Source organism: Plantactinospora alkalitolerans (genome assembly GCF_015690345.1).
In the GTDB taxonomy this organism is placed as follows: Bacteria; Actinomycetota; Actinomycetes; order Mycobacteriales; family Micromonosporaceae; genus Plantactinospora; species Plantactinospora alkalitolerans.
The window spans coordinates 49,191-64,853 of the sequence record NZ_JADPUN010000144.1 but is presented as its reverse complement, the minus strand read 5'-3'; the positions used below and the strand labels follow the sequence as shown (position 1 = coordinate 64,853).

The 15,663-nt window shown below is 69.9% G+C and carries 9 protein-coding genes; 4 read left to right on the top strand and 5 right to left on the bottom strand.

The window, feature by feature from the left end; translation table 11 throughout:
* Positions 1-159 precede the first annotated feature (159 nt).
* Complete coding sequence (locus I0C86_RS14045; protein WP_196201670.1) at positions 160-2,418, bottom strand: MMPL family transporter; 2,259 nt, start codon at positions 2,416-2,418, stop codon at positions 160-162.
* A gap of 61 nt (positions 2,419-2,479) precedes the next feature.
* Positions 2,480-3,061 (bottom strand): TetR/AcrR family transcriptional regulator, encoded by a 582-nt coding sequence (locus I0C86_RS14040; RefSeq protein ID WP_196201671.1) that lies wholly within the window; start codon positions 3,059-3,061, stop codon positions 2,480-2,482.
* Between the two features lie 291 nt (positions 3,062-3,352).
* Between I0C86_RS14040 and I0C86_RS14035 the strand changes: the two genes are divergently transcribed.
* The 3 genes from I0C86_RS14035 (at position 3,353) to I0C86_RS14025 (ending at position 10,953) form a co-directional block, all read left to right on the top strand.
* Positions 3,353-10,015, top strand: a complete 6,663-nt coding sequence (locus I0C86_RS14035) for an RHS repeat-associated core domain-containing protein (RefSeq protein WP_196201672.1) — start codon at positions 3,353-3,355, stop codon at positions 10,013-10,015.
* Between the two features lie 15 nt (positions 10,016-10,030).
* A complete protein-coding gene (locus I0C86_RS14030; protein ID WP_196201673.1) occupies positions 10,031-10,315 on the top strand; it encodes a hypothetical protein in 285 nt (94 codons plus the stop codon).
* 134 nt (positions 10,316-10,449) lie between these two features.
* Complete coding sequence (locus tag I0C86_RS14025; RefSeq protein WP_196201674.1) at positions 10,450-10,953, top strand: methylated-DNA--[protein]-cysteine S-methyltransferase; 504 nt, start codon at positions 10,450-10,452, stop codon at positions 10,951-10,953.
* Positions 10,954-10,973: 20 nt separating this feature from the next.
* Here I0C86_RS14025 and I0C86_RS14020 read toward each other — a convergent pair whose 3' ends face one another.
* The 3 genes from I0C86_RS14020 to I0C86_RS14010 form a co-directional block, all read right to left on the bottom strand.
* Positions 10,974-13,049 carry a heavy metal translocating P-type ATPase gene (locus I0C86_RS14020; protein WP_196201675.1) on the bottom strand — a complete coding sequence of 692 codons (2,076 nt, stop codon included), beginning with the start codon at positions 13,047-13,049 and terminating at the stop codon, positions 10,974-10,976.
* Between the two features lie 155 nt (positions 13,050-13,204).
* Positions 13,205-14,284: an inositol-3-phosphate synthase gene (locus tag I0C86_RS14015; protein ID WP_196201676.1), complete on the bottom strand. Its 1,080-nt coding sequence runs from the start codon at positions 14,282-14,284 to the stop codon at positions 13,205-13,207.
* A gap of 23 nt (positions 14,285-14,307) precedes the next feature.
* A complete protein-coding gene (locus I0C86_RS14010; RefSeq protein WP_196201677.1) occupies positions 14,308-14,976 on the bottom strand; it encodes a PadR family transcriptional regulator in 669 nt (222 codons plus the stop codon).
* Positions 14,977-15,174: 198 nt separating this feature from the next.
* On the opposite strand from I0C86_RS14010, the gene I0C86_RS14005 reads away from it, so the two are divergent.
* Positions 15,175-15,648 carry a DUF5318 domain-containing protein gene (locus tag I0C86_RS14005; protein ID WP_196201678.1) on the top strand — a complete coding sequence of 158 codons (474 nt, stop codon included), beginning with the start codon at positions 15,175-15,177 and terminating at the stop codon, positions 15,646-15,648.
* Positions 15,649-15,663 lie beyond the last annotated feature (15 nt).

Below are 15,663 nucleotides of genomic sequence, written 5' to 3'. Positions count from 1 at the left end.
GGTCTCAAGGATGGCAAGTCTCGCGGAGCGGGTCTTGAACAAATCGGACCTCCGCCGAACCGGACAACCCCCGCACCGTCCTGCGGTGCGAGGGTTGTCCGGCGTTCTGCGTTGAGGGAGCTTTTGGTGGCGATCTCGGCCAGACCTGGTCAGACCTGGTCAGACCCCGGCGGGTACCCGCTCGGTCGCCGCGTCCGGCTCGGTCGCCAGGTGCTGGCGCAGCCGCTCGCCCTCGATGTCCACGTTGGGCAGGATCTTCGACAACCAGCCGGGCAGCCACCACGCGCTCCGGCCCAGCAGTGAGATGACCGCCGGGACGATCGTCATCCGGACCACGAACGCGTCGATCGCCACTCCGACGGCGAGGGCGAAGCCCATTGACTTGATCACCGGATCGTCGAGCAGGATGAAGCCGGCGAAGACCGAGGTCATGATGAGCGCGGCGGCGGTCACCACCCGGCCACCATGGCCCATGCCGTTGATGGTGGCCTGGGTCGGGGTGTCGCCGTGTACGAAGTCCTCGCGCATCCGCGACACCAGGAAGACCTCGTAGTCCATCGCCAGCCCGAACAGGATGCCGATCAGCAGGATCGGCAGGAAGCTGACCAGCGGACCCGGGGTGTCCAGCCCGACCAGGCTGCTCAGATGGCCCTGCTGGAACACCAGCACGGTGAGCCCGAACGTGGCGCCGACGGTGAGCAGGAAGCCCAGCGCCGCCTTCAGCGGCACCAGCAGGGACCGGAAGACCAGCATCAGCAGCAGTACCGACAGGCCGACGACGAGCAGCAGGTACCACGGCATCGCGTCGGAGAGCTTCTCGGACACGTCGATGCCGACCGCCGTCTGACCGGTGAGGGCGACGTCGGCGCCGTCCGTACCGTCGACGGGTCCGACCTTCTTCCGGATCTCGTGCACCAGGGTCTCGGTCGCCGGATCGGTCGGGCCGGTCGTCGGGATGACCGCCAGCAGGGCGGTCAACCGGTCGCGGCTCAGGTTCGGCGGGCTGACCGCGAGCAGGTTCTCGGTGCCCTGCAGCGCCGCCGTGACCTCCTGGGCGGCGGACGCGGTCCGCGCCGCCGAGTCGCTCGACACCACCAGCGCGAGGCGGTTGTTGAACCCGGGCCCGAAGCCGGCGGTGATCAGGTCGGCCGCCTCACGTTCCGGGGAGCCCTTCGGGCTGCTGCCGGCGTCCGGCAGCGCCACCCGCATGTCGGCGGCCGGGATGGCGAGGGCGCCGAGGCCGAGCACGGCGACCAGGATCAGCGGTACGCGCAACCGGATGACGATCCGGGCCCACCGGAACCCGAAGCTCTCGGTCCGGCCCGGCCCGGCCACGGCTGCGGTCGCGGCGGCGTTCCCCTCGGTGCCGGATTCGGTGGCCGTCCCGGCGCCGGTTTCGGCACTGCGGAGCCGGCGCGGCAGGATGCGCCGGCCGGCGAAGCCGAGCAGCGCGGGAAGCAGCGTCAACGCGACGAGTACGGCGACCGCGACGGTTCCGGCGGCGGCCAGTCCCATGATGGTCAGGAACGGGATGTTGACCACGGCCAGTCCGGCCAGCGCGATGACGACGGTGACCCCGGCGAACAGTACTGCCGAACCGGCGGTGCCGATCGCCCGCCCGGCCGCCTCCTCGGGCGCCAGCCCCTCCAGCAGGTTCTGCCGGTACCGCGAGGTGATGAAGAGCGAGTAGTCGATTCCGACCGCCAGGCCGAGCATGAGCGCGAGTACCGGTGCGGTGCTGGTCAGCTCGATGGTGTTGCTCAGTGCGTACAGCCCGGCCATTCCGGCGCCGACCCCGATCAGCGCGTTGAGCATCGTCATTCCGGCCGCGACCAGTGATCCCAGCGTCACGACCAGCACGACCAGGGCGATCACCACGCCGATGCCCTCGGTGCCGCCGATCTCGGGGGGAACGCTGGACATCACCTCGCCGCCGTGCTCCACCCGTAGGCCCGCCGCCGTCGCGGCCGAGCCGCTCTCCCCGTACGCGTGCCGCTGCGCCTCGGTGATCTCGTCGGCCTGGTCGGCGAACTGCACCTGGATCAGCGCGTACCGGCGGTCCTGCGACACGGCCCCGGTGGTGAACGGGTCGAGCGCACCCACCGCGCCGGGCAGTGCCGACGCCTCGCGTACGAGGTCGGCCACTGCCGCCTGCCGTTCCGGCGCGGTGAGCTGCTGGCCCTCGGGCGCGGCCACAAGGATGGTGCCGGTGGCGCCGCTCGCCTCGGGGAACTCCCGCTTCAGTGCGTCGATCGCGTGCTGGGACTCGGTGCCGGGGATCGAGAAGTTGGTCGACGTCGGGCCCATGAAGGCCACGGCCGCCCCGCCGAGCGCGGCCAGCAGGACGAGCCAGAGGACCACCACGAGCCGGCGGCGCCGGAACGAGGCCCGGCCAAGTCGGTAGAGGAGGGTCGCCATTGTCGTTTCCTTCGGTCGAGGGGTGAGGCGTTCCAGGCTTTTCAGGGGTGGTGGAGCGGTGTCAGGAGGTCATGGATCGGAGGTCACGGGTGGAGGTGTCGGGAGCGGCGTCGGGCAGGAGTGCGCGTCGGGCCACCCGGACCAGGGCCGGGCGGAGTTCCGTGGCGTCGTCCTCGGTGTGGTCGATGGCGATCGCGGCGATCCCGCCGAGCATCACCTCGGCGGCGATCCGGGCCGCCGGATCCGTCGACCGCCCGGCGAAGTTGTCGATCAGCCGCGCGGTGACGGGTTGCAGGCTCGCGAAGGCGGGCTGTTCGAGCAGGTGTGGAAGATCGTCGTAGATGAGCGCGATCTCCCGCCGGTAGGCGAGCACCAGCTCGACGAAGCCCTCGATGGCGGCCTCCTGGGCGGCGGCGGCGTCGAGCCCGTCGATCCTGGTGTCGAGGTCGACCAGGTCCCCCGCGGCGGGCGCGACCAGGGCCAGCAGGATGGCTTCCTTGCTGTCGAAGTGGTACAGCAGCGTGGCCTTCGAGCAGCCCACCTCGACCGCGATGTCGTGCAGGGACGTGCCCTTGAAGCCGACCCGGGCGAACTGCCGGGCCGCGACAGCCAGGATCTCGGCACGGGTTCTGCTGCGGGCCATGTGCTCACCTCCGCAACCCAGCGTGCCTTGACCGATCGGTCAGCAACTAACCGATCGGTCAGAATGTGAGCTGGATTACTGAGTACCTGACGGCGTCGGGCCCGACCGCTGGTCCGAGGCGGAAGTCTCGTTTCGCGAGCTGACCAAGCAGTGATTCAGATCCAACTGTCAATATCTGTAGATATCTATTGATTGGCTGATTGGATGATCTGCTCTCGGAGGATCGGCCCTACGGTGATCTTGCCTGCCTCACGGTCGAGGCGCACCGATACCACGGCACGGGGGAGTCCGATGGGTAGAGGATTTGTCGGCCGCGTCAGCGTCTGCCTGGCATTGATCCTGGCCACACAACTGGTGCCGGGGCTGCCCGAACCCTTGGTGGGCGCGCGGCCCGCGGCGGCGAGCGCAGTGCCCCCGACGCCGCCACCGGCCGCCGTGGATCCGGCGCCGTACCTGTCGGTGGTGGACCGGCCCGGACCCACCGAGGTGGCCCGGTACGACATCTCGACGGACACGGTGTGGGGCCCACAGGGCTCGCCCTACATCATCCGGTCGATGGTGGAGATCGCCGAGGGGGCCAGTCTGACGCTGCTGCCCGGTACCGTGGTCAAGCTCGACAAGTCCGGTGTGCTGCAGGCGTACGGTCAGATCCTGTCCCTCGGCACTCCGCGCCAGCGAGTGATCTTCACATCGCTGCGGGACGACACGGTGCTCGGCGACACCAACGGCGACGGTGACGCCACCCGGCCCGCCTCCGAGGACTGGAACTACATCGCCGTCGTCGGCGGCGACATCTCGGTGGCGAACTACCGGCGACCGGTGAGCTTCTTCGACCACACCGACTTCAAATACGGTGGCCAGGAGGTCACCAGTTGTTCGGCCGCAGCGCTCGAACTCGGCTGGGCCGGCAGCCGGGCGGTGATCTCCAACTCGACCTTCGTGGCCACGACGGCCGGCGTTCGCTCGAGGGTGGGTGATCGGGGTTTCGCCGGCATCTACAACTCGTACTTCGAGTCCGGCAGTTGCGGGATCACGATGAGCCAGAGCAGTGCCGAGATCGTGGGCAACACCTTCGGCGCCGGGCTGACGACCGCCCTCACCGCTGATCAACCGAAGAAGTTGCGGTTCTGGTACAACACCGCCGAACAGAAAGTCGGGGTCTACAGCAGATACTCCGGCGCTCCGCCGCCGTCCCGGCCCGACGTGGACGTACGGTACAACGCCCTGCTGACCGGCTACACCACGTTCCCCTACGGATTCTTCAACCTGACCGACTGGTCCGGCAACTGGTTCGGTCGGGACGCCAACGCCGCGCTGCCCACCTGCATGGACCCGGCGCTGGCCGCAGCCGCGAATCCACCGGTGAAGACCACGCCGTCGACGAGTTGTCCCACGGGCCAGGCCGCCGTGGTGGGTTACCTGGATGGCGTACTACCGGCGCTGTCCGGCTCGCCCCAGGTGCTCCCGACCGCGATCCGGGAGGCTTCCGCACCCCGTCTCGGGCCGGTCAACCTGCACAGCGGAGCGCTGACCTATCAGACCGAGGACCTGGCCGTGCAGGACGCGGGCAAACAGCTCACCGCGACCCGTACCTACCGGTCGGACCGGCTTTCCGGCGGTGACGCGGGTAAGGGCTGGACGAGCGCGTACTCGGAGGCGTTGTCGACCGTCGGTGCGCAGACCACGCTGAACCTCCCCGACGGCACCGCGCTGGGCTTCGCTACCGATCCCGGGGCCGGATACACCCCCGCCCCCGGTGTGTCGGCCTCGTACGTGACCGGCGCGACGGGCAGCACGGTCACCACGCCGGAACAGACGAGCTACCGGTTCAACCCGGCCGGTGAACTCACCGGCCTGACCCTCGGTGACCCCGGCCACGAGGTGGACGTTCAGCGGTCCGGCGGTCAGGTCAGCCGGGTCACCGGGGTGTCGGGACGTCACCTGGCGTACACCCGAAGTGGCGGGCGGCTCGACGCGATCGCCGACCAGACCGGCCGTGGCGTGGCCCTGTCGTACACCGGGGAACGGCTGACCGGCGCCAGGGGGGTCGACGGGTACACCGAGACCTACGAGTACGACGGCAGCGGCCGACTGACCAAGGTGGTCACCCCGGAGGGCCGGGTGAAGCTCGCCGCCGGATACCGCGCGGACGGCCGGGTGGACTGGGTCGAGGATCAGGGAACCGGCCGGACGGCCATCGGCTACGACGACGCCAACGGGCGTCGCACCGTCACCCGGGCCGACGGGACCGTGCTCACCCAGACATACGACTGGGCCGGTCGCCTGGTCACAGAACGGGCCGGCAGCACCGGCGTGCACATGATCTACGACGGCGAGGGGCGCCTGGTATCCCGGATCACCGGCGTGCCGGCGGTGCCGATGAAGGGCTACGGACCGTCGGCACCGGCCACCCTCTACGACGGCAAGGGCGATCCGGTCATGTCGGTCGACGAGTACGGCGCCGATACCGCGACCACCTTCGACGCCAAGCACCGCCCGTTGCTGACCACCCTGTACGACCGGAGCACCATCAGCCGCAGCTATGACGCCGATGGGCGGCTGGACCAGATGACCGACCAGTTCGGAAAGGTGTGGGAGTACGACTTCAACGGCCGTGGGCAGCCCACCGTGCAGACCGATCCGTTGCGTCGGACCCGGAAACTCGGCTACGAGGCCGACGGCGATCTGGCCTCGGTGACCGACGAGTCCAATGCGACCACCGTGTTCGGCAACGACACGCTCGGCCGGCGGACGTCGGTCACCGATCCGCTCCAGAAGCGTACGACCCTGGCCTACACGACCTGGGACGAGCTGATCGAGACGGAGAAACCGCGGGGCGGCAGGACCACTGTCACCTTCGACCGGGACCGGCACCCGACGTCGGTGACCGATCCCGCCCAGGTCGCCACCTCTTTCCGATACGACACCAGCGGGCGGCTGGAGACCATCGTCGACGCGGCAGAGAACACGACGGTGCTGGGGTACGACGCGGCGGGTCGGATCAGCACGGTGACCGACCCCCGAGAGTTCGTGACGCAGCGGGGCTACACGCCCGAGGGCTGGGTGCGTGACATCACCGACTCCCGGCAGAAGGTCACGAGCTTCACCTACGATCCGATGGGTCGGCTGATGCGCAGCACCGACCCGCTGAACCAGGTGACGCAGCTCCAGTACGACCGGTCGAGCAGGGTCACCAAGGAGTGGACCGCGGACGGCGCGATCTGGGCGAGTGGCTACAACGCCATGGGTCGGCAAACCTCGGTGACCACGCCCCGGAAACACACGTGGGCGATGGAGTACGACCTCGCCGGCAAGCCGACCAAGGTCACCGACCCGTTGGCCGCCACCTCGCTGACCTCGTACGACGACGTCGGTCGGGTGAAGACCACCACCGACCAGGAGAACATCGCCACCACCTACACCTACGACGACGCCGCGCGCACCGTGACGGTGACCGACGTCCTCGGCACGGTGGGTGTGCACCGGTCCGACGCCGCCGGCCGGCCGAGGTCGTACACCGACGGCTCCGGGCTCACCACGAGCTGGGGGTACGACGACGACGGCAACCGCAGCTCGACGACCGACCCGGCGGGCACCAGCCGTACCGAGTACAACCTGGCGGGTCAGGTCACCGCCGAGGTCGACGCCACCCTCCGGCGCACGGGCAGCACCTACGACGCGGTCGGGCGACTGGACACCGTCACCCACCCCGGTGGGGCGGCCGAGTCGTTCGACTACGACCCGGTCGGCAACCTGACCACCCACACGGACCGGACGGGAGCGGTCTGGAGCTGGACCTACCAGGCGGCGAACCTGATGGACACGGCCACCGACCCGCTCCAGAAGGTCACCCGGTACACCTACGACGACCTCGGGCGGCAGTCGTCGATCACCGACCCCACCGGCGTGGTCACGAACACCGCGTACGACCCGGTGGGCCGGCCGGCGGTCCGCTGGGACGCCCGTGGCGCCTCCTGGGTGACCCGTTACGACCTCAACGGCGACATCAGCGAGGAGGTCGACCCGGCCGGCGTCGAGCGCAACTATGAGTACGACAAGCTCGGCCGGCGCGAGTGGATGGGGTTCGCGAACACGTCGTACTACTACGACTACGACAAGACGAGCCGGATGATCAGCGGTGACGTGCCGTACCGGCAGACCTGGGACCACGACGCCCGGGGCCGGGTCACCGAGGTCGGTGACGCGTACGGCAAGAAGACGACCTACGGCTACGACGGTGCCGGCCGGCAGACCACGGAACGGCTACCCGGTGGGCGTGAAACCACCCGGACCTACGACGCGGCCGGTCGCCTCGACACCGCGCTCGACGGGCTGCGGAACGCGACCGACTACGACTACGACGCCGCCGGCCGGCTCACCACGCTCACACTGCCCCGGGGCGGGCACTTCGACTACACCTACGACGCCGCGGGCCTGCTCGACACCGAGACCGATCCGGCCCGGCAGACCACCAGCTACGACTACGACCAGGCGGGCCGGTGGAAGGGCACCACGTACCCGTCGGGTCGCGTCGTCACCGCCGAGTACGACCCGGCAGGGCGGCAGAAGTTCGTCAAGGCGGGCGCGGAGACCCGCAGCTTCGGTTACGACGACGCCGGTCGGATCGCCTCGGCCGCCACCGCCGGCCACCAGACCACCCTGACCTACGACGACCGGGGCCTGCTCAAGAGCACCACCGACGCGTTCGGTACCACCGGCTACGACTACGACCTGGCACACCGGCTGGCCACCCGGACGCCACCCAGCGGTGCCGCCACGACGTTCGAGTACCACTCGCTCAGTGGACGCATGACGGCGCTGCGCGGACCGATCAGTGCCGACTACGCGTACGACAGGGGTGGCCAGATCGAGAGCATCAGCGGCCGGCTGCCCACCGCGACCACGTACGACCGGCGGAAGTACGACGACAACGGCCGGCTCTCCACCGTCGTGACGCCCTTCGACACCTACGGCGTCACCTATACGCCCGACGGTCAGGTCAAGTCGACGACGGGGCCGACCCCCGGCAGCGGTACGCCGACGACCACCACCTACAGCTACGACGATGCCGGCCGGCTCGACACCGCGGTCGCCGGTCAGGGCAGCACGGTGGTGTCCAGCACCGACTACGACTGGGACGCCGACGGCAACCGCACCTCCGTGGAGGTCTCCGGCCAGCCCACGGTCACCGCCTCCTACGACCTGGCGGACCGGATCACGTCGACCTCCACGGCGGGGGAACACACCTACGACCTGGACGGCCGGCTGAAATCGACCGCCGACGGACAGAGCTACTCGTACGACCCGTACGGGCAACTGACCGGCGCGACCACCTCGGACGGCACGGTCGCGTACAGCCGGGACGCGTTCGGTCGGGTCGCCGGGCGGACCGTCGGGGGCGTCGAGCAGTCGTTCTCGTACGAGGCGACCTCGGCCGCGGTCTCGGGCAGCAGGACCGGGTCCGGTCCATCGACCGAGGTGGTCCGGGATCCCTCGGGGGACCTGCTCGGTCAGCGGACGGTCGGCGGCACCAGCGTGCGGGCCCTGTTCAACCCGCACGGTGACGTGACCCGCTTCGTCGACACCACGAACGGGCGGGTCTCCTGGTCGGCGGAGTACGACCCGTTCGGAACGACCTTCGGCGTGTCCGGTACGGCACCACCGGTGCCGTTCGGGTTCCAGGCCATGTACAGCGATCCGCTCACCGGACTCGTCGACATGGCGGCGCGGCACTACGACTCCGGCACCGGACGGTTCACCCAGCCCGACACGGTCATCGGGGACCTGGGCAGTCCGATCAGCCTCAACCGTTACCTCTACGCCAATGCTGATCCGCTCAGCATGTTCGACCCGGACGGTCACTGGCCGCGCTGGCTCAACGGACTGGCGAACGCCATCCGGGGCGCCGTCGACCAGATCGGCGACTCGATCTCCCACACCTGGAAGCGGGTGGAGGGCAGCGCCTCGGTCTCGTCGATGAAACGCTCTCTGGAGCGCTCGGGTCGGAACCTGGCCGCCGAGATCGCCAGCGGCACCGCCCGATTCTGGGATGACCACCAGGACCGGATCGGCAAGGCCCTTGTCGGGGTCACGGTCGGCGCGGCGATCATCGGTGGGTGCACGGCACTCGGGGTGGCGACGGCCGGTATCGGCGGCGCGGTCTGCTTCGGGGCCGCCATCGGCGCCGTGGCCGGCGGTGCGTTCTGCGACTCCGACCGCAACGCCCTCGCCTGCGCGGGGACGGGCGCGGCGGCCGGTGGCGTGGCGGGCCTGACCGGTGGTCTGGTCGGGGGAGCCGGTGGCAGCGCGTTCGCCGTGGGGGCGGTGTCCGGCTTCACCGGTGACGCCACCGAGCAGGTGCTCAGCACCGGAACCATCGACGCGCGGCGGTTGGCCGGCGCCACCTTCGGCGGAGCGATCCTCGGCAGGATCAGCGGGCGGCTGCTGGCCGGCAGGACCGGTACGGCGACACGTCCCTGGGGTGCGGGTCCGCTGGCCCTGCCGCCTGGCCCGCTCGCCGGCCGGGGGCGGGTGGCACTACCGGGCGCGTCGAGCGTGGAACGTGCCGCCGGTGAGCGGGCGGTTCCGCTGTTGCGGGTGCGTGGCATGGGGGTCGGGCCGAGGTATCCGATGAACATGGGTTCGGTACGGCACATCGCGGCCAAGTACGGCGTCGACATCTCGGGCATCCGTTTCGACATCAACAAGAGTCTTGCGAACAGGTTCGGAATGACGCGGCCGAACTGCACGGTGCAACTCTGTCGGGATGCCTTCCGCAGTGAGGAGGACCTGGCTCGTACCCTGGCGCACGAGAAGGTCCACGTCGACGAGTTGCGAGGTGGGCGGCCCTATCCCAAGGATGACGCGGAGGCCGAGCTCTGGGAGGACCGGGCGTACAAATTCGAGGCCGACTGGTGGGCGCAGCATCCGGTACGGCCGGACGGGGTGGGCTGATGGAGGAACGGATCGATGGCTAGCTGGGACGAGTGGAGCGATCGGTACGAGGTGGCGTTCGTCGCGGTGCCGGGCGACCCGCACCAGCCGTGCCCGGAGTGTGGCCACGACGCCCTACGGCTGGTCTTCACGGGCGATCTCGAAACGGCGGTCGGTTATGCCTCCTTCTGGTGCGACCACTGTCTCAACGGCATCTCGATTTCGCGGGTCCCCATTCCCCCGGGCGCCGTCGTGCGTTCGATCCACGACGCGCCGGAGGACCGACGGCCTGTCATACCCAACTTCCGACTGGTCATCTGAACCGCCGTCGTGATCCGTTGCGCGGATCCCGGCCGCTGACACGGCCCTGCCCCGGCGTCGATCGGATCTCGACGGCCGGGTCCGGGGGACGATCGCCGTGGCGGGAAGCGGCCGGAACGGAGGAGGATGGCACCATGCGCTGGACCGTGCTCGAATCCCCGATCGACGAGCTCTCCGTCGGGGTCGACGACGTCGGAGTCTGTGGCGTGCGTTTCGGACCGGTGGAGGTGGCGGTTCCGGCCACGGCCCTGGTCGAGCCGTCCGGTCCCGACACCGCCGGGCTGGCGGCGGCGGTCGCGCAGCTTCGGGCGTTCTTCGCGGGGGAGCTGACCGAATTCACCGTTCCGCTGCACGTGCGGCGGGGCTCGGAGTTCGAGCGCGCGGTCTGGGCCGAGATGTCGAAGATCCCGTACGGCGAGACCCGCACCTACGGCGAGGTGGCGGCGGCGGTCGGCGACCCGGGGGCGGCCCGCGCGGTCGGGGTGGCCTGCAACCGGAACCCCATCCCGGTGATCGTGCCCTGCCACCGGATCGTCGGGGCCGGCGGCAAGCTGGTCGGCTTCGGCGGCGGCCTGTCGCGCAAGCGCCACCTGCTGGAGCTGGAGGCCGGCGTCGCCTTCCAGCGCGCCTGGACCTGATCCTCGACGGGGCCGGCGGGTCAGCCGGGCGGTGTCGGGGCCAGTCGGACCCGGCGGAGCAGTTGGGCGTTGAGCGCCACCACGATGGTGGAGCCGGACATCAGCACCGCGCCGAGGGCGGGGCTGAGCGCGACTCCGGCCCCGGCGAGCACTCCGGCGGCGAGCGGGATCGCGACGACGTTGTACCCGGCCGCCCAGGCGAGGTTCTGGATCATCTTCCGGTACGACGCTCGGGACAGCCGGATCACTCCGGTCACGCCGCGCGGGTCGGAGGAGGCGAGTACCACCCCGGCAGACTCGATCGCCACGTCGGTGCCGGCGCCGATCGCGATCCCGACGTTCGCCCGAGCCAGCGCGGGCGCGTCGTTCACCCCGTCGCCGACCATCGCCACGATCAGCCCTCGACGCTGGAGGTCGGTCACCTTGTCGTCCTTGTCCGCCGGCAGGACCTCGGCGAACACCTCGTCCACCCCGGCCCGGAAACCCAGCTTCGCGGCGACCGCCTCGGCGACCGGGCGGGCGTCACCGGTGATCATGGCGATCGTGCGTACGCCCTGTGCCCGCAGGTCGGCGATCGCCTCCCGGGCCTCCGGCCGTACCTCGTCCTCCAGGGCGAACGCGCCGAGCACCCGCGGACCGCCGCCGTCGAGGCGTACCAGGTAGAGCACCGCGGCTCCGCGCGCCGACCACTCCTCGCCGACCCGACGAAGGTCGTCGGAGGGTCGGGCGGCCAGTTCGCGCAGTAGGGCCGGCCCGCCGACGGCGTGGTCCCGGCCCTCGACGTGGGCCCGGACGCCCCGGCCGGACAGTGCCCGGAATCCGGTCGCCGTCGCCCTCGCCGTCCCGGTCCGCTTGTCGGCAGCGGCGACGATGGCTCGGGCGAGCGGATGTTCGCTGTCGGCCTCGACCCCGGCGGCCAGCCGCAGCACCTCGTCCTCCGCACCCGCGACCTCGGCGGCGACCGCGGTGACGGTGTGCGCGCCCCGGGTCAGCGTGCCGGTCTTGTCGAACAGCACCGCGTCGACCGTGCGCATCCGCTCCAACGCCAACCGGTCCTTGACCAGGATTCCGGCCCTGGCGGCCACGGCGGTGGAGAGCGCGATGACCAACGGGATCGCCAGGCCGAGGGCGTGCGGGCAGGCGATCACCAGAACCGTCACGGTACGCACCACGGCCTCGTCGACGCTGCCGAGCGCCGACCAGACGACGAAGGTGAGCACGGCGGTGGCGGTGGCGATGTAGAACAGCCAGGCGGCGAAGCGGTCGGCGAGCAGTTGCGCCCGACCGCTGGACTGCTGGGCCTGGGCCACCAGGCGTTGGATGCCGGCCAGCGCGGTGTCGTCGCCGAGGGCGTCGACCTGGACCCGGATCGCGGAATCGGTCGCCACGGTGCCGGCCACGACCCGGGCCCCGACACCACGGGAAACCGGCCGGGACTCACCGGTGATCATCGACTCGTCCAGTTCGGCGGTGCCGTCGACGATCCGGCCGTCGGCCGGTACCCGTGCGCCGGGGCGGACCAGCACCACGTCGTCGACCCGCAGGTCGGCCAGGGGAACCCGCTGTACGCCGCCGCCGGAGTCGATCCGCTCGGCGTCGTCGGGCAGCAGTGCCGCCAACGCCGCCAGGGCGCCCCGGGCCTGGCCGATCGCCTTCATCTCCTGCCAGTGCCCGAGCAGCATGATGGTGACCAGTGCGGCGAGTTCCCACCAGAAGTCCAGGTCGAACGCGCCGAAACTGGTGGCCAGCGAGGCGACGTAACCGACCGTGATCGCCATCGAGATCAGCAGCATCATGCCGGGGGTGCGGTCGCGCAGTTCTCCGAGGCCGCCGACCAGGAAGGGCCAGCCGCCGTAGAGGAAGACGATCGTGCCCAGCACCGGCCCGACCAGGGACATGCCCGGAAAATCGAACGCGTAGCCGAACCAGTCCATCACCATGTGGCTGGTGACCACGATCGGCACCGTGAGCGCCAGGCTCAGCCAGAACTTCCGGCGGAACGCCTCCGGATCGTGCCCGGCGTGCCGGTCGTGCCCCTGACGGTGCCCGTCGTCGTGTTCCTGGTGCTCGTCGTGTCCGTGCTGCCCGTCGCGCATCGTCGATCACCCCTCGAAGGCAAATATACCCCTGGGGGGTACCTTGGCAAGGGGTACGTCGGTAAGGGGTACGTCGACAAGGGGTTGTCGTAACTCCAGAGACAGGAGCGGGGCCGGACCGTCTTCGGTCCGGCCCCGTCTGCCCTACCTCACACTCAGCGCTCGATCGTGCCGGCGATGAAGTCCTCGACGGCCTGGTGGGCGTCGTGGTCCGCGTACTGGGTGGGTGGGGACTTCATGAAGTAGCTCGACGCCGAGAGGATCGGGCCGCCGATGCCCCGGTCGAGGGCGATCTTCGCGGCCCGGACCGCGTCGATGATGACGCCGGCCGAGTTCGGCGAGTCCCAGACCTCGAGCTTCAGCTCGGCGTTGAGCGGGACGTCGCCGAACGAGCGACCCTCCAGCCGGATGTACGCCCACTTGCGGTCGTCCAACCACGGCACGTGGTCCGACGGCCCGATGTGCACGTCGCCCTTGGTCATCTCGTGCGGGATCTGGGAGGTGACCGACTGGGTCTTGGAGATCTTCTTGGAGACCAGTCGGGTGCGCTCCAACATGTTCATGAAGTCCATGTTGCCGCCGAAGTTGAGCTGGTACGTGCGCAGCAGCTCGACGCCCCGGTCCTCGAAGAGCTTGGCCAGCGCACGGTGCACGATGGTCGCGCCCACCTGGCTCTTGATGTCGTCGCCGACGATCGGCAGCCCGGCGTCGGTGAACTTCTGCGCCCACTCCGGGTCCGACGCGATGAAGACCGGCAGCGCGTTCACGAAGGCGCAACCGGCCTCGATCGCCGCCGTCGCGTAGAACTTCGCCGCCTGCTCGGAGCCGACCGGCAGGTAGCAGACGACCACGTCGACGTCGGCCTCGCGCAGCGCCGCCACGACATCGGCCGGCTGGCGGTCGGACTCCTCGACGATCTCCCGGTAGTACTGGCCCAACCCGTCCAGGGTCGGCCCACGCTGCACGAGTACGCCGGTCGGCGCCACGTCGCACAGCTTGATGGTGTTGTTCTCGCTGGCGACGATCGCTTCTGCGAGGTCCATGCCCACCTTTTTGGCGTCGACATCGAACGCCGCGACGAACTCCACGTCCGAGACGTGGTAATCGCCGAAGGTGACGTGCATGAGACCCGGGACGCGGTCGTTGGGGTCGGCATTGCGGTAGTACTCGACGCCCTGGACCAGGGACGAGGCGCAGTTACCCACACCGACGATGGCGACGCGGACGGAGCCCATCGCGTTTGCCTCCTTTGTGTTCATCACGGCCGCTCCGGTCTCAATTCCTGGACCTGCCCAGGCGGAGGCGGGATGTGTTCTTCTGACTGTCCCTGGGCGGTGCCCGGGGTGTCCGGGACGGTGCCCGGGGTGGACCCCGACGGGGTCCGGCCGGAGCGCTCGTTGGCGATGAGCTCCTCCAACCAGCGGACTTCGCGCTCGCAGGCGTCCAGGCCATGGCGCTGCAGTTCGAGGGTGTAGGCGTCGAGGCGGACGGCTGCCCGGCTCAACACGTCGCGCAGACCCTCGCGACGCTCCTCGACCTTGCGCCGGCGGCCCTCGAGGATCCGGAGCCGGGTCGCCCGGTCGGTACGGGAGAAGAACGCGAAGTGCACACCGAACCCGGCGTCCTCGTAGGTCTCCGGACCGGTCTGGGCGATCAGCTCGGCGAACCGTTCCTTGCCCTCGGCGGTGATTTTGTAGACGACTCGGCCGCGACGGCTGGTCAGGGCCGGGATCTCCTCGGCGGTGGCCGGGGTCTCGGCCGCCTCGGTGATCCAGCCGGCCGCCTGTAGCCGACGCAGGGTCGGATAGAGCGAGCCGTAACTGATCGCCGCCCGGATCGCCCCGAGCTTGGCGGTGAGCTCCTTGCGGAGTTCGTAGCCGTGCATCGGGGACTCCTGCAGAAGGCCGAGGATGGCGAGCTCGAACATTGAGCACCCCTCTCCGCGTCTCCGTCAGGACCGGTGTGGCTTCCCTGTCAGGAGCCAGTCGCCGACCCGATGTATCGGGCCGATACATCGCACCGTAGACCCTCGCGCCCGGCGTGGCAAACCGTCGCAGGGCACGGATTCCACTACAGTCAGTGACGGTGGTCGCCTCGTCCGGCCGGACCGCGTACTCTTCTGCGCATGCGTTCGCAGCGCCAGGTCGTCGACTACTCGCTACAGAAGCGAGCGGTGCTGCGTGAGGTGCATTCGGGTCGGGTGGGCACCTACGAGGTGTGCGACGCCTCGCCCTACCTCAAGAACGCCGCCAAGTTCCACGGCGAGCCGACCGAGGCACTCTGCCCGGTCTGCCGGCGCGAAAATCTGACCCACGTCCACTACATTTACGGCGATGAACTCAAGCAGTCGGCCGGACAGGCACGCACCCGAGCGGAGCTGTCGGTGTTGGCGATGACCCTGCGTGAGTTCCAGGTCTACGTGGTGGAGGTGTGCCGCGGTTGCGACTGGAACCATCTCGTCGAGCAGTACCTGCTCGGCCGGGATGGCGTGTCCGGCGACGACGCCGCCAGCACCGCGTCGTCCGGCGGCGCGGCGGTGGCCGCGACGGCGACCGCGAACGGCACCGCGGTCAGACGAAGGCGCGAGGCGCGGCGGTGATCGTGACTCGTCTTC